This window comes from Mesorhizobium sp. M0028, assembly GCF_040323855.1.
Lineage (GTDB): Bacteria > Pseudomonadota > Alphaproteobacteria > Rhizobiales > Rhizobiaceae > Mesorhizobium.
The window spans coordinates 413765-431062 of record NZ_JAMYVG010000002.1 but is presented as its reverse complement, the minus strand read 5'-3'; the positions used below and the strand labels follow the sequence as shown (position 1 = coordinate 431062).

General features: G+C 62.7%; 15 protein-coding genes. 6 read left to right on the top strand and 9 right to left on the bottom strand.

What is annotated here, in order from left to right:
• Window positions 1-166 precede the first annotated feature (166 nt).
• Entirely contained in the window at window positions 167-1348 is a 1182-nt protein-coding gene (locus tag NKJ93_RS07110; RefSeq protein WP_352588280.1) for an MFS transporter, read from the top strand.
• Here the strand turns inward: NKJ93_RS07110 and NKJ93_RS07105 are convergent.
• A complete protein-coding gene (locus NKJ93_RS07105; RefSeq protein WP_023721003.1) occupies window positions 1306-2217 on the bottom strand; it encodes a LysR family transcriptional regulator in 912 nt (303 codons plus the stop codon). The genes NKJ93_RS07110 and NKJ93_RS07105 overlap by 43 nt on opposite strands.
• A 92-nt stretch (window positions 2218-2309) precedes the next feature.
• Between NKJ93_RS07105 and NKJ93_RS07100 the strand changes: the two genes are divergently transcribed.
• The gene (locus NKJ93_RS07100; protein ID WP_023721004.1) at window positions 2310-3287 is read left to right on the top strand and encodes an SDR family oxidoreductase; all 978 of its coding nucleotides are present in this window, start codon (window positions 2310-2312) and stop codon (window positions 3285-3287) included.
• 37 nt (window positions 3288-3324) lie between these two features.
• Here NKJ93_RS07100 and NKJ93_RS07095 read toward each other — a convergent pair whose 3' ends face one another.
• The 6 genes from NKJ93_RS07095 to NKJ93_RS07070 all read right to left on the bottom strand — a co-directional run bounded on the left by NKJ93_RS07095 (window position 3325) and on the right by NKJ93_RS07070 (window position 11582).
• The gene (locus NKJ93_RS07095; protein WP_023678456.1) at window positions 3325-3483 is read right to left on the bottom strand and encodes a DUF3309 family protein; all 159 of its coding nucleotides are present in this window, start codon (window positions 3481-3483) and stop codon (window positions 3325-3327) included.
• Window positions 3484-3582: 99 nt separating this feature from the next.
• Window positions 3583-6759 (bottom strand): efflux RND transporter permease subunit, encoded by a 3177-nt coding sequence (locus NKJ93_RS07090; protein WP_352588277.1) that lies wholly within the window; start codon window positions 6757-6759, stop codon window positions 3583-3585.
• A gap of 2 nt (window positions 6760-6761) precedes the next feature.
• On the bottom strand, window positions 6762-7973 hold the full coding sequence (locus tag NKJ93_RS07085; protein ID WP_352588274.1) for an efflux RND transporter periplasmic adaptor subunit: 1212 nt from the start codon (window positions 7971-7973) through the stop codon (window positions 6762-6764).
• Between the two features lie 379 nt (window positions 7974-8352).
• Window positions 8353-9483, bottom strand: a complete 1131-nt coding sequence (locus NKJ93_RS07080) for a patatin-like phospholipase family protein (RefSeq protein WP_023721007.1) — start codon at window positions 9481-9483, stop codon at window positions 8353-8355.
• Between the two features lie 26 nt (window positions 9484-9509).
• A complete protein-coding gene (locus NKJ93_RS07075; RefSeq protein ID WP_023721008.1) occupies window positions 9510-10292 on the bottom strand; it encodes a 3-hydroxybutyrate dehydrogenase in 783 nt (260 codons plus the stop codon).
• A 201-nt stretch (window positions 10293-10493) separates the two neighbouring features.
• Complete coding sequence (locus NKJ93_RS07070; protein WP_352480894.1) at window positions 10494-11582, bottom strand: citrate synthase/methylcitrate synthase; 1089 nt, start codon at window positions 11580-11582, stop codon at window positions 10494-10496.
• Between the two features lie 91 nt (window positions 11583-11673).
• Between NKJ93_RS07070 and NKJ93_RS07065 the strand changes: the two genes are divergently transcribed.
• Window positions 11674-12822, top strand: coding sequence for a citrate synthase (locus NKJ93_RS07065; RefSeq protein WP_023721010.1), 1149 nt, complete (start codon window positions 11674-11676; stop codon window positions 12820-12822).
• Window positions 12823-12864: 42 nt separating this feature from the next.
• Here NKJ93_RS07065 and NKJ93_RS07060 read toward each other — a convergent pair whose 3' ends face one another.
• Entirely contained in the window at window positions 12865-13518 is a 654-nt protein-coding gene (locus NKJ93_RS07060; RefSeq protein WP_352494173.1) for a TetR/AcrR family transcriptional regulator, read from the bottom strand.
• A gap of 101 nt (window positions 13519-13619) precedes the next feature.
• On the opposite strand from NKJ93_RS07060, the gene NKJ93_RS07055 reads away from it, so the two are divergent.
• Window positions 13620-14066 (top strand): hypothetical protein, encoded by a 447-nt coding sequence (locus tag NKJ93_RS07055; protein WP_023721012.1) that lies wholly within the window; start codon window positions 13620-13622, stop codon window positions 14064-14066.
• 127 nt (window positions 14067-14193) lie between these two features.
• Here the strand turns inward: NKJ93_RS07055 and phaR are convergent, their stop codons facing one another.
• Complete coding sequence (gene phaR, locus NKJ93_RS07050) at window positions 14194-14802, bottom strand: polyhydroxyalkanoate synthesis repressor PhaR (protein ID WP_023721013.1); 609 nt, start codon at window positions 14800-14802, stop codon at window positions 14194-14196.
• A gap of 278 nt (window positions 14803-15080) precedes the next feature.
• On the opposite strand from phaR, the gene NKJ93_RS07045 reads away from it, so the two are divergent.
• Together NKJ93_RS07045 and phbB are read left to right on the top strand one after the other, a co-directional pair.
• Window positions 15081-16265, top strand: a complete 1185-nt coding sequence (locus NKJ93_RS07045; RefSeq protein ID WP_352480897.1) for an acetyl-CoA C-acetyltransferase — start codon at window positions 15081-15083, stop codon at window positions 16263-16265.
• 104 nt (window positions 16266-16369) lie between these two features.
• The gene (gene phbB, locus NKJ93_RS07040; RefSeq protein WP_352588271.1) at window positions 16370-17095 is read left to right on the top strand and encodes an acetoacetyl-CoA reductase; all 726 of its coding nucleotides are present in this window, start codon (window positions 16370-16372) and stop codon (window positions 17093-17095) included.
• Window positions 17096-17298 lie beyond the last annotated feature (203 nt).

Sequence of the window (17298 nt, the reverse complement as noted above, 5' to 3'; positions counted from 1 at the left end):
TTTTGGAGTGGACCACCGAGGTAGTTGGCCGACACGAGAGGACGTAGCGTCCACCGGCGCCTTGTGGCGCCGTCTGGTCCAAGCACTTTCGGCGAAGAGCGCTTGACTGTGAATTGAATCGATCTAATTTGCCGCGCAAAGCCATTTCCGGACCGGATTCTACCCGATGGACGCGCAGAAAATCACGCAAATCGCGATTCGTGGACGCTGGGCCGTGGCCGGCATCTTCCTCGCCAACGGCTTCCTGACCGGCAGCTGGGCGCCGCAGATCCCGGTGTTCCTGACCCGGCTGGACATCAGCAAATTCACGCTCGGCCTGCTGATCCTGTTGTTCGGCGCCGGCGCCGTCACCGCCATGACCTGGTGCGGCCATCTGATCTCGAAGCATGGCTCGCGCACCGTGCTGCGCTGGTTCGGACTTGCCGGCAGCTTCGGTCTTTTGATGGTGGCTCTGGCCCCCAATGTGCCCCTGGCGGCCATCGCCATGTTCATCTTCGGCGGTTCGATCGGCGGCATGGACGTCGCCATGAATGCCAATGCGGTGGCGGTGGAACGGCGGCTGTCCCGCGCCATCATGTCGTCCTCGCACGGTTTCTGGAGCCTTGGCGGTTTCGCAGGCGGCGCTTTGGGCGGTTTCGCCATCCAGAACTATGGTCATCTCGCGCATGCGGCGATGGTGACGGCGCTTGCCTTTGCTGTCATCGCGGTAGCGATCCGCTACCTGATCGCCGAGGACAAGCATCCGGTCGCCGAGCATCACAAATTCGCCCTGCCGGCAAACCCGCTTGTCTATCTGGTCGGGCTGATGGCGCTGCTGACGATGATCTCCGAAGGCGCGGTGCTCGACTGGGCAGCGCTGTATCTCAGGCAGGAGCTCGGCGCCGATCTTGCTATCGCAGGCCTGGCCTATGCCGCCTTTTCCGGCGTCATGGCCGTCATGCGCTTTCTCGGCGATGGCGTCCGCAACCGTTTCGGTGCCGTTACGACGCTGCGCGCGTCGGCGCTTGCCGCTGCAGCCGGCATGCTGGTGGCCGGGCTGGCTCCCTCGCCGTGGCTGGCCATTGCCGCCTTTGCCTTTTGCGGCCTGGGTATTGCCAATATGGTGCCGATCATCTTTTCGGCCGGCGGCAACCAGGAGCGCATGGCGCCCGGCACCGGCATGAGCGTCGTCACCACAATGGGTTACTCAGGCATCCTGGTGGCGCCTTCGGCGATCGGCTTCATCGCCGAACACTCGAGCTTCGGCCCGATCTTCGTCGCTCTGTCCGGGTTGCTGATAGTCGTGCTGTTGATGGCCGGGCTCGCTCACCGCGCCGAATTTGCTGCCGAGCCTGCACCGGCTGAATAGCGCTTGAACTGTTCGTAGAGGAAATCCGCGACGCGGCGGATGCGGACGCTGGTACGCACGTCGCGGTGCATGGCCAGCCACACCGGCAGCGTCGGCAGCGGGAGGTCCGGCAGCACGATTTCCACCAGTGCATCGCGCTCGGCCAGCGGCTGCTGGCCAAAGCCGATGCCGTTTCCCGCCCGCAGTGCCTCCCACAAAACTATGTGGTTGTCGGTCCTGAAGCGGAAGGCATTGCGGTTGAGCGGAACCCCGAATTGAGCGAAGCCGCGAATGATTTCATCGCTGCGATCGAAGCCGACCAGATCGTGCTCGGCAAGATCGCGGGCCTCGCGCGGACGGCCACGCCGGTCGAGATAGGATTTTGCCGCGCAGGCGCGGAGCGGAATGTCGGTCACCTTGCGCGCGACCAGTTCATTCTGCGCCGGCTTGACCATGCGGATGGCAATGTCGGCGTCGCGACGCAGCAGATTCTCGACCTGGTTCGAAGCGACGATCTCAACCTCGATGCCGGGTTCCTCGACGGCAAGCCGCGCCGTCATCTCGGGTAGCACATAGGCCGCCACCACCTCGCTGGCGGCAATGCGCACCGTGCCCTCGATCGCTTCGACCGATCCCAGGGCCAGCAGCGAAAATGCGCTCGCCTGCTCGCTCACCGCGCGGCCCCGTTCAAAAAGCGTGCTGCCCGCTTCCGTGAGCGCATAGCCGCGCCGCCCGCGCCGGAACAAGGTGACGCCGAGCGCCTGCTCCAGCTCGGCGATGTGGCGGCCGAGTGTCGGCTGGCTTGCGGCAAGCTTTCGCGCGGCGGCCGACAGGCTCCCGGTCTCCGCCACCGTGACGAAACTCTTGATCAGGTTCCAGTCTATATCCATTCAAAATTGAATATCAGACCACCAGCTTTCGTCAATTTCCATTCGTTTGCGAGGAGATCATATTGGGTCATACGCAAACATGGAGACAAACAATGACCAAGATGGCAATTCTCGGCGCCAATGGCCGGCTCGGCCGCACGGTGGCCAAGGCCTTCATTAATGCCGGCTACGATGTCCGTGCCGTCACCCGCAGCGGCAAGGTGCCGGCGGAACTCAAAGGCGCCACGGCGATCGCCGGCGACGCGCTCGACCGTGCTGCGCTGATCCGCGCGACCGAAGGCGTCGATATCATTTTCAACGGCCTCAACCCGCTCTACACCGACTGGAGCAAATGCCTGCCGATGGCCGAGAATGTGATGGCTGCCTGCCGGGCGAATGGCGCACTGCATCTCTTCCCGGGCACCGTCTACAATTACGGCTCGCCGATGCCGGCGGTGATCGCCGAGGACACGCCGTTTCGTCCGACGACGGAAAAGGGCCGCATCCGCGTTGCCATGGAAGACCTGTTTCGCCGCGAGGCCGACGCGGGTCGGGTGCGCACCATCCTGCTGCGCGCCGGTGACTTCTTCGGCGGCACCGGCAGCGGATCGTGGTTCGATCTGGTCGTTGCCGCCAAGATGACCAAGGGCGTCTATACCGCCCCAGGGCCGGTCGATCTCGTGCATGAATGGGCCTATCTGCCCGACCTGGCCAAGGCTTTCGTCGGACTGGCCGACAATCTCGACAAGCTCGGCTCCTACGAGGCGCTGAACTTTCCCGGCCATGCGGTGACCGATCTCGAGATCAAGGCGGCCGCTGAGAAGGCGCTCGGGCGCACGTTGAAACTGACGTCGATGCCGTGGTGGGTGCTGCGTGCCGGCAGCCCGTTTGTGGCGATGTGGCGCGAGATCGTTTCGATGTCCTATCTCCGCTTCGAGCCGCACCGGCTGGTTTCAGGCGGGCTTGAAGGCATTATCGGTGCGATCCCCCACACGCCGCTGGAAAATGCAGTGTCGGAAGCGCTTGAAGACATCGGTATCGCCACGGTGAAGGCAGCGCAGAAGCAATCTGAAAAAAGGCGGATGGCCTGACGGTCATCCGCCGCTTGTCGGGGACCAATGATTGCGGTCAGATCCGGCCCATCAACAGCAGCACCAGGACAACGATCAGGATGACGCCGACGATGCCGGATGGTCCGTAACCCCAGGACCGCGAATGCGGCCACGCCGGAACCGCGCCAATCAGGATAAGAATAAGGATAATGATGAGAATGGTGCTTATCGTCATCAGAAAATCCTCGCTTTGAGGTTGCAATGACGGAACAATGCAGAAGGCCGCCCATTGTTCCCGGGCGGCCTTTGCTTGATCAGGACGGCGGTTCAGCCTCTATTCGGCGGCCTTCGGGAAGGCGATCGCCGGTTCGGCGCCCAGATCGGCCTCCAGGCCTTCCGAGGAGATCTCGGCCTTGCCGCGCCCGAACAGGCGACTGAACCAGCCCCGACGCGCACTGGGTTTTACTTTGGCGCGGGTGAACACCATCAGCATTGACGGCGTCACCACCAGCGTCAGCACGGTGGCGAAGGACAGGCCGAAGACGATCGCCGACGACAGCGAAATCCACCATTGCGTCGACGGCGCGTTGATCGTCGTCTCGTGATGGAAGATTTCGAGGCCGAGGCCGAAAGCGATCGGCAGCACGCCGAGGATCGCCGACACCGCCGTCAGCACCACCGGGCGGGCACGTTCGCGGCAGGTCTGCAGAACGGCTTCGTATTTGTCCCAGCCCTCTTCGCGCAACCGGTCGTAGGTGTCGATCAGCACGATGTTGTTGTTCACCACCACGCCGGCCAGCGCGATGACACCGATGCCCGACATGACGATGCCGAATGCCTCTCCCGTCAGCAGCAGCCCTAGGAACACGCCGATCGTCGCCATGACCACGCAGGACAGCACCAGCCAGACGCTGGTGAACTTGTTGAACTGCGCCAGAAGCACGATGAAGATCAGGAAGATCGCGGCACCGAAGGCTTTGCTGAGGAAGGCCCCGGCCTCCGCGCTGTCCTCATTGGAACCGGCAAGCTTCCAGCGAATGCCGCTGCCGAGGTTCATGTCGGCGACAGCTTTGGTGACCTCCTGCTGGACGGCAGCCACCTGGGCGCCGGCAGCGACGTTGGCCTGGACGACCACCGTTCGCGCGCCGTCGATGCGATTGAGGATACCGACCGTCGGCTCCGGCTTGCGTACGACGAAGTTCGAGATCGGCACCGAGCCTTGCGCGGTCTGAACCCTGAGTTCGTCGAGCGTCGACAGCGTGCGCCGATCCTCGGGCAGGCGCAGTCTGATGTCGACTGCATCGTCGGCGCCGGCGGGGCGGTACTCGCTGAGCTTCAGCCCGTTGGTCACCAGTTGCACCACCGTTCCGACCGCGGTCGGGCTGATGCCGTACTGCGCCGCCTTGGCGCGATCGACCTCGAGCGCCCAATCGACCCCGGGCGGCGCCAGGCCATCGGAAATATCGATGACGCCGGGCACCTTGGCAATGCGCGCGGCGACGGCGCGGGCCTTGTCGTCAAGACCCTTCGGATCGACGGCCGAAAGCCTGATCTGGATCGGCTTGCCGGTAGGCGGGCCGGCTTCCGGCACGCGAACCTCGACGTCGACACCGGGAATGCCGGCCATCACGCCGCGCAGTTCGTCGAGGATTGAGTTCGCCGATTTGCGCTCGCGCCAGTCGACGAATTCATACTGGATCACGCCGACCACGTCTTCCGGAACGTCCTGGCCGCCGCCCTGCGTCTTGCCGACACGGGTATAGACAGACTTCACGCCCGGCCAGCCGAGCAGCCGGTTTTCCGCCGTCTTGGTGGCCGCGTCCATTTCGGCAAGCGAAAGATTGCCGCGGGCGTGGACATAGAGCAGGCCGTAGTCAGGCTCGACATTCGGGAAGAATTCGACGCCGGCGCCGAATTTCGAATAGGCGTAGCCCACGCCAAACAACAGCGCGACGGTAAGGACAAGCACGGTGATGGGATAATGCACCGCCTGCTTGACCACGGCCATGTACCAGCCGTCGCGATTGTCGTCGGGGTGATGAGCCGGCGCCTTGGCAAATATGGCGCCCAGCGTCGGCGCGAAGACCAGCGCATAGAGCATCGAGGCCGAGAGCGTCACGATCAACGTGATCGGCATGTATTTCATGAAATCGCCGATGATGCCCGGCCAGAACAACAGCGGCGAGAAGGCGGCAATGCGCGTCATCGTCGCGGCGATGACCGGGCCGGCCATGCGCTTGGCCGCAAGCGCGAACGCCTGTTCCTTCGGCATGCCCTCGCTCATGCGTCGCTCGGCGAATTCGGTGACGATGATGGCATCGTCGACCAGCATGCCGACCGCCAGGATGAGGCTGAACAGCACGATCATGTTGATCGTGTAGCCCATCATCGCCAGCAACAGGATGCCGATCAGGAAGGATGAGGGGATGGCCAATCCGATCAGTAGCGAGGCACGGCCAGACAGCGCGTAGAGAATGACAATGAACACCAGGATGACGGCGATCATCACGTGGTTCTGAAGGTCGCCGAGCAACTGGTTCACGAAGACGGACTTGTCTTGCGTGTAGGTGACGTGCATGCCCTCCGGCATCGTCTTGATGAAGGCGTCGGACACCTCCCTGACCTTGCCAATCGTATCGATCAGGTTGGAGCCGATGCGCTTCTTCACCTCGATGGCAATCGCCGGCTTGCCGTCCAGGCGGGTAACCGTCTCGGCGTCCTTGAAGGTCGAGCGGATGGTGGCGATATCCTTGGCCTGCACCACCGCGTTGGGGCCGGCGACGACCGGAAGCGCCGCCACATCTTCTGGTGTCTCGATAAGCGAGGGCACCTTGACTGCGTATTTGCCCTCGGATCCTTCGATGTTGCCGGCGGCGACAAGACTGTTGGAAGCGCCGACCGCACCGATCAACTGGTCGAGCTGCAGCCCGTAGGACGAAAGTTTCATCGGATCGATGACCACTTCGACGAGGTCGTCGCGCGCACCCTGCAATGAGCCCTCGAGCACGCCAGGCACTTCCTCGATGCGGTCGCGCAACTCGCGCGCCGCCGCCGTCAGCACGCGCTCGGGCACCTCGCCCGACAGCGTCACGACCAGGACGGGGAACTCGGAGATGTTGACCTCGGAGACCACGGGCTCCTCAGCCGCTTGCGGCAGGTCGGCCTTGCCGTCCTGCACCTTGCTGCGCGTGTCCTGCAGCGCGGTGGCGAGATCCGTCTGTGGTTGGAATTCGACCAGCACATAACCGCCGCCCTGGAAGGCGGCCGAGCGCATCTCCTTGAGGCCCTTCAGGCTCTTCAGCTTGGCTTCCATCGGCCGCAGCAGGAGGCGTTCGGAGTCTTCCGGCGAGATCCCCTGGTAGATCAGGCTGACATACATCATCGGAATCGGAACGTCGGGTTCCGCTTCCTTCGGCGTCGACTGGTAGGCGACCGCACCGGCAAGGATGAGAAAGACCAGGACCGCAATGGTCAGCCGGGCATTGCTGATTGCAAGTTTGACGATGTCCATGATTACTGCGTCCCGGTGGTCGCTTCGCCCAACAGCTTTTGAATGGTCGCCTGGTCGGCCTCGACCGGCTTGACCACTTCGCCTTCCTTCACCAGCTCCTGGCCAGCGACGATGATGCGGGCGTCGGCCGGAATGCCGCCGAGCACCAGGCCGGTCGGCGTGTCGTCGACCAGGTCGATCGGGAAGAACACGACCTTGTCATCCTTGTCGACGGCGCGGATGCCGAGGTCGCCCTTGTCGCCGAGCGTCACCACCGATCGCGGCAGCATCACGGCGTCGGTCGGCTGGGCGCTGAGCGCAATTTCTGCCGTCATGCCGGCCGGTACGGACCCATCGGCATTGGGGATAGCGACTTCAACCCGGAAGGTACGGGTTGCCGAAGATGCATCCCGGCTGATGTAGCGCACCGTACCCTTGACGATCTGGCCACTGACCAGGCGCACGTTGGCTTCGTCACCGATCTTCAGATAGCCGAGATCGCGTTCGCTGACTTCGCCGCGGGCGATCACCGGATCGAGCTTCAGAATGGTCGCCACCTCGCCGCCCTGCATGACGGAACTGCCAAGCTCCACCGGCACCCGGTCGATGACACCGTCGAAGGGCGCCTTCACCTCGTTGCGGTCGAGTTCGGCTTGCGCGGCGTCCAGTTGCGACTTGGCCAGCGACAGGTTGGAGCGGGCCGTATCGAGCTGCAGCGTCGGCAGATTGCCGGTTTTCATCAACCGCAAGGCCGCAGCCAGTTCCGCCTCACGCTGCACGACAAGTTGTTTGGCATTGTCGACCGCCGAGATTTTTTCCTCGGCGGCAAGCATTAGCACGAGGTCGCCTGTCTTGACGTGTTGACCCTGCTTGACCGGCAGCTTGTCGATGACGCCTGCTACGCGTGTCGCCAGGACGGCGCGTTTATCGGCTTCGGTCAGTCCGGAAATGCGGATAGCGCGTGCATAGGTACGCCGCGGCGGGGTTATGACCGCGACCGTGCGCAACGGCGCCTTGGGCTGTTCTGCGTCGGCAGTCCCCGGCTTGGCAGCTCCCTGTTCGCCAGTTTGGGGCTTGCCTGCGTCGGCTGCCTTGGGCTGCTCCACCTCTCCTGCCTTGGGCTTGTTGTCGGCGGACGCGCTGCCGACGGACGAGAATTCGCCTGTCGCCATCCAGCCGGCGAACCCGATGAGCACAATAATGGCTGCAAGCTTGTGAAACCTGAATTTCGGCATCGTCATTTTTTCCAGTGCGCGGGGTTCGGCCAGGCCGCATCTTCTACTTGGGGCGCGTCGCCGATATGGGTGCGCGCGAGGCCGTATTCAAATTGCCGTGATCGGCGAAGCGCGCTTCTACCTTAAAGTTGCGTCGCAATATAGTCAGAAAAGTTGATGGATTGTTGCTTTGTCCGCAAAGATGCGGCTGCAGCATCGGCTGTTGATCGCCAAAACAGCGGTATGGCAGCAAGTGTCAGGATGATTGGACAGATTGCGATGTCATCTGCTTTGCGGGGGAGCCAGAACAATTCCAGGAAAAGTGTGAAACGGTTTTCCGTCCGGAATTGCGTCAAAAAAGATAGAGCGGTTCGGCGTTTCCGTGAAACGGTAAATCGTTCTAGGCCGGACGGCGGGCGGCCTCGGGCTGCTTGCGCGCCGCAAGAAACTCCTTGACCCGCCGGCCCGGCGCCGGCCCGCGCACCGGCTTCAAGCCGTCGTCGAGCTCGCCGGACAGATCGATCGTCGGCCGCTTGCCGACGGCGTCGTAATTTTCTTCCAGCCAATCACTGGCTGCGGTGCGGCCGAGGTCACGCAGATAGGCAAGGAACGCCCATTCGGCATTGACCTTGGACGATGCCGACAGATCCTTGAACGCTTCGTCGGCATCGATGCGGTGCATGCGGATGTCGCGATATTCGCCGTGCGGCAATCGGCCGGCGGCGATCAGTTCCTTGACGAAGGCGATCGAGCGGAATTCGCGCAACAGCCCGGCATTGAAGGTGATCTCGTCGATGCGGTTCTGGATCTCATTGGCGCTCTTCGGCGTCCCTTCGCGGACCACCGGATTGATCTGCACCAAAAGCACGTCCTCAGTGGCCGCCGTCTTGAAGAACGGGAACAGTGCCGGGTTGCCGCCATAGCCGCCATCCCAATAGGGCACGCCCTTGATCTCGACGGCGCGGAACAATTGCGGCAGGCAGGCCGACGCCATTACCGTGTCGAGGTCGATCTCGCCGTCCGAGAAGACACGCAACTGGCCGGTCTCGACATTGGTCGCGGAAATGAACAGTTCCATCGACTTGCAGGCGCGCACATTGTCGAAATCGATCTCACGTTCGACCACATCGCGCAGCGGATTGATGGCGAGCGGATTGGCGACATAGGGCGAAAATACTCGCGACATCGTATCGAACAGGAAATAGCCGGGCGTGTTCTCGATCGACCAATTGCCCCAGGCGACGTCCCACGGCATGCGCTGCACTGGGCTGAAGCGGCCCTTTGCCGCCACCGCACGCCAGAAATCATCAAGTTTCCGCCGTGCGCCCTCGACGCCGCCGCGAACGAAGCCGTCGGCCAGCGCGACGGCATTCATGGCGCCGGCGCTGGTGCCCGAAACCGCCGTTATATCGAGGCGCCCGTCCTCGAGCAGCCGATCGAGCACGCCCCAGGAAAACGCCCCGTGCGAACCCCCGCCTTGCAGCGCGATGTTGATCTTCTTTGGCTCCTCCGCCTTGCCGTTTTTCGGCATGGCGTGACCCTTGACCGCTGGACGGCTCACTGAGCGGTCCAGCCGCCATCGACAGAGATGTGCGTGCCGTTGATCTGCGCTGCCGCATCCGAGCACAGGAACACTGCCGCCGCCGCAACCTGCTCGACGGTGACGAACTCCTTGGTCGGCTGCTTTTCGAGCATGACCTCGCGGACCACAGTCTCGCGGTCCATCTTGTTGGCCTTCATCTGGTCGGGGATCTGCGCCTCGACCAGCGGCGTCAGCACATAGCCGGGACAAATGGCATTGCAGGTGATCTTGTCGCGCGCCAGTTCCAGGGCGACCGTCTTGGTCAGGCCCATAATGCCGTGCTTGGCCGAGACATAGGCCGACTTGAACGGCGAGGCCACCAGCCCATGGGCCGAGGCGACGTTGACGATCCGGCCGCCACCGGCCTGTTTCATCAACGGGATGGCGGCGGCGATGGTGTGGAAGGCCGATGACAGGTTGATGGCGATGATCGCATCCCACTTCTCGATCGGGAAGCTTTCCACCGGCGCGACATGCTGGATGCCGGCATTGTTGACCAGGATGTCGACCGAGCCGAATGTCTCGGCTGCCTTCATGACCAGAGCCCGGCACTCGGCCGGCTTCGACATGTCAGCCTTGACATAGGCGGTCTGGACCTTGTGGTGTTTCGCAATTGCGTCGGCGATGGCGTGGTCGTCGGCGGTGTCGGAAAAGGAATTGACGACGATGTTGCAGCCTTCGGCCGCGAGCGCGTGGGCAATGGCCAGGCCGATGCCCGAGGTGGAACCGGTGACGATGGCGGTTTTTCTGGCGGTCAAGGCGGCTTATTCCTTTCGAGGCGGGCTCCCGCGGAACCATGCTGCACTGCAGCATATAGGCTCTCTGCCACCCAAGAACAGCGGATGTGTGGAGCAATGACATGAAATTTTTGTCATGAGGACCTCTCTCACCTTGACGAGAGAGTGTCTGGCACCGGCTGTAGCGGGGCCGGTTTCCGCAAAGCATGCGGGGGAAAATCCTTAGGCGACGAGGTCCGGCACCGGCCCGATATAGCGCGACTGCGGCCGGATCAGCCGTCCGCTCGTCTGCTGCTCGCGGGCGTGGGCGATCCAGCCGGCGACGCGCCCGGCAGCAAAGACATTGGTGAACGCCTCTTTCGGAAAGCCCGCGGCCTCCAGCAGAAGTGCTGTGAAGAACTCGACATTGGTCTGGAGCGAGCGCGACGGCTTGGCGATGCGAAGCACTTCAAGCGCCGCTTGCTCCACGCTTTCGGCAAACGCCAGCCGGTGGCCGGCTTCGCCCTCGGCGCCGAGTTGCCGCACCACCGCTTTCAGCACGTCGGCACGCGGATCGCGCACACGGTAGATGCGATGCCCGAAGCCCATGATGCGGCGGCCGCGCGCGATCTCGTCGCGCAGCCAGATGGCGGCGTCGCCATGCGCCTCTATCGCATCCAGCATCTCGATCACCGGACCTGGCGCGCCGCCATGCAGCGGCCCCTTGAGTGCTCCGAGTCCGGCCAGCACCGCCGAAGTAAGCCCCGCCTGCGTCGAGGCGACCACGCGCGTGGCGAAGGTCGATGCGTTGAGGCCATGGTCGCAAACCGTCACAAGATAGGTATCGAGCGCTTTCGCCAACTTCGGCGAGGCCGCCATGCCGGTCAGCATCCGCAGCATGTCGGCGGCATGATCGGCCTTGCGATCAGGCGCAATTGGGCTTTCGCCGCGCTGCAAGCGCAGCAAGGCCGGCGTCAGCACGGCAGGTGCCGCAACCAGCCTGAGCGCGTCCGGCAATTTGTCGCCGTCCGGCAGTAGGGCAATGCCGGCGCGCATCGCGCTGTAGATATCGAGGGATGCGAGAAACGGCAGCAAGGGTTCGATCCGCTCGAACACTTCACTGCGCGCCCGGCCGATCGCTTTCGCCAGCTCCTTTTCGCCGGGAAGATCGTCGAAAGAGCCGTCGAACAGCAGCCGAACCACGTCGGCGTATTTCCAGCGGCCTGCCAGTTCCGGCAACGAATGGCCCCGGATGGTCAGGCGGCCGCCAAGACCGTCGACATCGGAGAGCACCGTTTCTGCCACCACCACATCATCGAGCCCATTCGCCATTGGTTTTCTCCTTGACCCTTTCCGGGTCGTAGATAAGGGTTGGCGGCTGGACCATCAATCTTGATCAACCGAATCAACGTGCCAGGTTTACATGACTGAGTGGCTGACGCGGGACGAAGCCCTGGAGCGCCTCAAGGTGCGCGCCCAGACGCTCTATGCCTATGTCAGCCGCGGACGCATCGGCATGCGGCCGGATCGGGCCGACCCACGCCGCAGCCAGTATCGCGCCGACGACATCGCGGCGCTGGCGAGCCGCCGGGCGCGCGGCCGAAATCCCCAGGCAATCGCCGAAAGTGCAATTGCCTGGGGTGAGCCGGCGATCGCCACCACGATCTCGACCGTTTTGCACGGCCGCCTCGTCTATCGTGGCCAGGATGCGGTTGCACTCTGCGAGACTGCCACGCTGGAGCAGACGGCAAACCTGCTTTGGGCATCTGACGCACCAGTGTCGTTCGTGTCGGCGAGCCGCCATGGCAACGGCGCAACTGGCCGGCCGGCTGCCTTCGCGGAATTGGCCGCGTTGGCGGCCAAGGGCCGGCCTTCGCTCGGCCGCAGGGCGGCTTCGCTCAACCACGATGCGGCCGGCGCCATCGCCGCTCTGGCCCAGGCGCTCGGCGCGGTTCGCGGAATCGGTGCCGTGCACGAACGACTGGCGCAGGGCTGGTCCCTCGATGCAGCCGGCGCAGACTTGATCCGCCGCTCGCTGGTGCTGTTGGCCGATCACGAACTGAACGCATCGACCTTCGCCGCGCGGGTCGCCGCGTCCACCGGTGCACCTGTTTCGGCCTGCCTGCTTGCTGGCCTCGCCACGCTCTCCGGTCCGCGCCATGGCGGCGCCGCGGAGGCGGTCATGATGCTGGCGGAGGATGCGCAGAGATTGGGGCCGGATGCGGCTGTCGGACGCTGGCTCGGTCACGACAGGCCACTGCCCGGATTTGGCCATCCGCTTTATCCCGACGGCGATCCGCGTGCGGAACCGTTGCTGGCCGCGATCGATGTCGATGATGGGCTGTTACGGCTTTGCGATGCGGCCTTTGCGGCAACGGGCATGCGCCCGAACGTCGATTTCGCCTTGGCCGCGCTGACGCGCAGCCTCCGTTTGCCGTCCGATGCGCCGTTTCGCTTGTTTGCGCTCGGCCGCAGCATCGGCTGGGCCGCGCATGCCGTGGAGCAGGTGACAAGCAGCGGCCTGATCAGACCACGCGCCCGCTACCAGGGACCGCTGCCGGAGTTCCATTAGCTGGCGACGCAATCGCGGGCCCTTTTTTTGGGTGCTGGCGGATTAAGCTTTAGATGGAATGGTCATCCGGCTCATGAAAAGTCGGAGAGCCCGCTGCGCGGCCAGGGCTGGCGGCTCGGACGGATGCCATTCCCGGAAATGACCATCGATCGCCATGCGTGCCAACCCATAAACGAGTGCACGCGCGGCAAGCACAAGATGATCAAAGTCGGTGCCGGGAGCAAGCCGACCCTGTTGTTGCGCTTGCGTCAGCAAGTCGATCATCGTCCGCCGAATAGCCTCATTCTGATCACGAAGGCTGTCCGACCCTTCAAAATCAATCAGGGTTCGGGAACTGATGATCTGGAAATGCGTGGGGTTGCTAATTGCCCATTCCAGATAGCCTTGTCCGATTGCTTCGAAGGCCTCAATGGGATCTGCGCTGTCGATTTTCGACCGCGCCTTGGCAACGGCCTTTGTCAGCCGATCCATGGCCTGTTCGGCGACCGCGGTGAGCAGCGCTGTTTTCGATCGAAAATGCCGGAATGGCGCGCCGGGCGAAACGCCGGCACGTTTTGCGGCCTCGCGTACGGACACATGCTCGGCTCCCCGCTCCTCGATGATCTCCACGGTTGCCGTGATCAAGGCCTCGACGAGATTGCCGTGATGGTATCGCTTGGCATCTCCGGCTTCGTCGGAATCAGTTGTCTTGGTCATCTCAGTCAAATAGCACGAGAGCGGAATGTAATCACTGATTATTTCCCTTGTGTTCGAGCGCTGCGTATGTAATCAATGTTTACATCGCAACGGAGGTTACCATGTTTCGCATCACCGCAACGACTGCCCTCGCTTTCTCCTTATTGTCGCTCGTATCTGCCGAGGCCGAGGATCGGCCCACCCTGGAAGTCGTCTGGCCGACGGCGGGTTCAGTTGTCGAACTGGGCAATTCTCCTGAGAAGGCGATAGGCGTTGTCGTCAGGAGCAACTTCAGGCTGCTCACTGCGGGTGAGTGCGGGGAAATCAAGCAATGCGGCCACGTGCATATGAAGATCGATCCCAACGGAGACACCTGCAACATCCCCGGCAAGCCGTACAACAGCATGAACAGCGACTTTGGCGGTGATCTTATCAAGGCCCGTTTCGGCCATTGCCCGGATGCCGCCGGCAGACACGTGATCGGCGTGCTTCTTGCCGATGATCATCACCGGCCCATTCTAGTAGACGGCAAACCTGTTACCGCTCTGGTGACGGTGACCACGAAATAGGGCATGCCACGAAATAGAGCGTGCCACAAAATAGAGCGTGGATGACATCTTCACGTTCGAGGCGAAGATGTTTTCTGACACAGGCCTGCTGAGGGAAATTTTGGGCCGGCGCTTCGCCGGCCGGCAGTCACGACATCGTGTCGAGCTTGCGCTGCATCGCGGCGATCTGCTCCTTCAGCTCCTGAAGGTCGTCCGGTTTTTCCGGTGTTTCTTTCCTGGCCTGTTCGGCCGGTGCTGCTGCCGGCGCAGACCCCGCAGGCGGGAACGGCGTGAACAGCCGCATGGCGTTCTGGAACATTTCCATGTTACGCCGAGTCTGCTCCTCCAGCACCTTGATCGGCGTCGCGATCTTCATCATGTCCATCGGCGACTTGCCGAGGGCATCTTTCATCTGTTCGCGAAAGCGTTCCTGCTCCTTCGAGAAGGCCAGCATCGACTGTTCGAGAAAGCTTGGCACGATCATCTGCATCTGGTCGCCGTAGTAGGCGATGAGCTGACGCAGGAACGGGATCGGCAGCATGTTCTGCCCGTCCTTGTTCTCCAGCTCGAAGATGATCTGGGTCAGCACCGGATGCGTGATGTCGTCGCCGGTCTTGGCGTCCTGGACAGTAAAGTCCTCGCCTTTTTTGACCATTTCTGCGAGATCCTCGAGCGTCACATAGGTGCTGGTGCCCGTATTGTAGAGACGGCGATTGGCATATTTCTTGATAACAATAGGTTCGTCTTTCGCGGCCATCTGCATCCTCCCCGGACACCGGCCAGCTTAAGTAAGCCGCCGGTAACGATTGCGCCTTGTTAAAGGATATGCGCAAAAGCGTCATGAATCCAAGCTGTTTGTGCAGTGCGGGAACATTTTATGCTGCGCAGCACGGATGGGCCGTCATCGCAGCGACGCGCGGCCTGCTTGCCGCGGAGGAACGCCATGCCCATTTCGGGTTTGACTCGGGTTGTGGAAAGGGCAAGAAAAGTCCCCGACGGCACCCGAAATCGCTCCCCGAAAGTCTGGAGAAGAACATGTCCGCTTCCAACGCCATCGTTGTCGCCAGTGCGGCGCGCACGCCTGTCGGCTCCTTCAACGGCGCCTTCGCCAACACGCCAGCTCATGAACTGGGTGCCGTCGCCGTCAGGGAAGCGCTTGCCCGCGCCGGCGTCGACGGCAAGGAGGTGGACGAGGTCATTCTCGGCCAGATCCTGACCGCGGCTCAAGGGCAGAACCCGGCGCGGCAGGCGGCCATGGCCGCCGGCGTGCCGCAGGAGGCGACCTCCTGGGGCCTGAACCAGCTCTGCGGCTCCGGCCTGCGCGCCATCGCGCTCGGCATGCAGCAGATCGCCCAGGGCGATGCAAAAATCATCGTTGCCGGCGGCCAGGAATCGATGTCGATGGCTCCGCATGCGCAGCATCTGCGCGGTGGCGTCAAGATGGGCGATTTCAAGCTGATCGACACCATGATCAAGGACGGCCTGACCGATGCCTTCTATGGTTATCATATGGGCAACACGGCGGAGAACGTCGCCCGCCAGTTCCAAATCACCCGCGACGACCAGGACCAGTTCGCACTGGCTTCCCAGAACAAGGCCGAGGCTGCGCAGAAAGGCGGAAAATTCAACGACGAGATCGTTGCCTTCACAGTCAAGGGCAGGAAGGGCGACACGATAGTCGACCAGGACGAGTACATCCGCCATGGCGCGACGATCGACGCCATGACCAAGCTCAAGCCCGCCTTCGACAAAGACGGCACGGTGACAGCAGCCAATGCTTCCGGCATCAATGACGGCGCCGCCGCCGTGGTGCTGATGACCGAAGCGGAAGCCGCAAGGCGCGGCATCACGCCGCTGGTGCGTATCGTTTCCTGGGCGACCGCCGGCGTTGACCCGCAGATCATGGGGACGGGACCGATCCCCTCCTCGCGCAAGGCGCTGGCCAAGGCCGGCTGGTCGGTCGGCGACCTCGATCTGGTCGAAGCCAACGAGGCCTTCGCCGCGCAGGCCTGCGCCGTCAACAAGGACATGGGCTGGGACCCGTCCATCGTCAACGTCAATGGCGGCGCCATCGCCATCGGCCATCCGGTCGGCGCCTCGGGCGCCCGCATCTTCAACACGCTGGTCTACGAAATGCGTCGCAGAAGTGCCAAGAAAGGTCTTGCCACGCTGTGCATCGGCGGCGGCATGGGCGTTGCCATGTGCGTGGAAGCATTGTGATGAGATAAGCGATACGAATAGGATACTGGCGCAAAGCGAGTAGGGAATAGAGGGCAAAACCTACCGCTTCAACGCTCAGTCATCTGCATTTCCCGGGAGGACACATGACAAAGGTTGCAATCGTCACAGGCGGGTCGCGCGGCATCGGCGCGGCGATATCGGTCGCCTTGAAAAGCGCCGGCTATTCGGTTGCCGCAAACTACGCCGGCAATGAGGAAGCGGCAGCAAAGTTCAAGGCAGCGACCGGCATCCCGGTCTACAAATGGTCGGTTGCCGACTACGAGGCCTGCGCTGCCGGCATCAAACAGGTAGAGGCCGATCTCGGTCCCGTATCGGTGCTGGTCAACAATGCAGGCATCACGCGCGACGCGATGTTCCACAAGATGACGCGCGAGCAATGGAAAGAGGTCCTCGACACCAACCTTTCCGGCGTCTTCAACATGACGCATCCGTTGTGGGGCGGCATGCGCGACCGCAAATTCGGCCGCGTCATCACCATCTCCTCGATCAATGGCCAGAAAGGGCAGGTCGGCCAGGTCAATTATTCGGCCTCGAAGGCCGGCGATATCGGCTTCACCAAGGCGTTGGCCCAGGAAGGCGCGCGCGCCGGCATCACCGTCAACGTCATCTGCCCCGGCTACATCGCCACCGAGATGGTCAAAGCGATGGACGGGAAGGTGCTCAACGAGCGTGTCCTTCCGCAGATCCCGGTCGGCCGTCTCGGCGAGCCGGAGGAGATCGCGCGCTGCGTCGTCTTCCTCGCTTCCGACGATGCCGGGTTCATCACCGGCTCGACCATATCAGCCAATGGCGGGCAGTACATCGCCTGACCGTTTATCTTTACGTTGAGATAGATACGCGCTTGGACGAACGGGCCTGCAAAACGGCCCGTTTCTATAGCGGTCTTCCCGTTGCAAGATCTCCCCCCAATCCGGCACGCAAAGGTTAACGGCCGCTGCGCAGCCTGTGCAAAAACTGCCCGGCAGCCTGTGGATTCTCGGTGGAAAAGCTGTTCACAACACAACATGTTGCG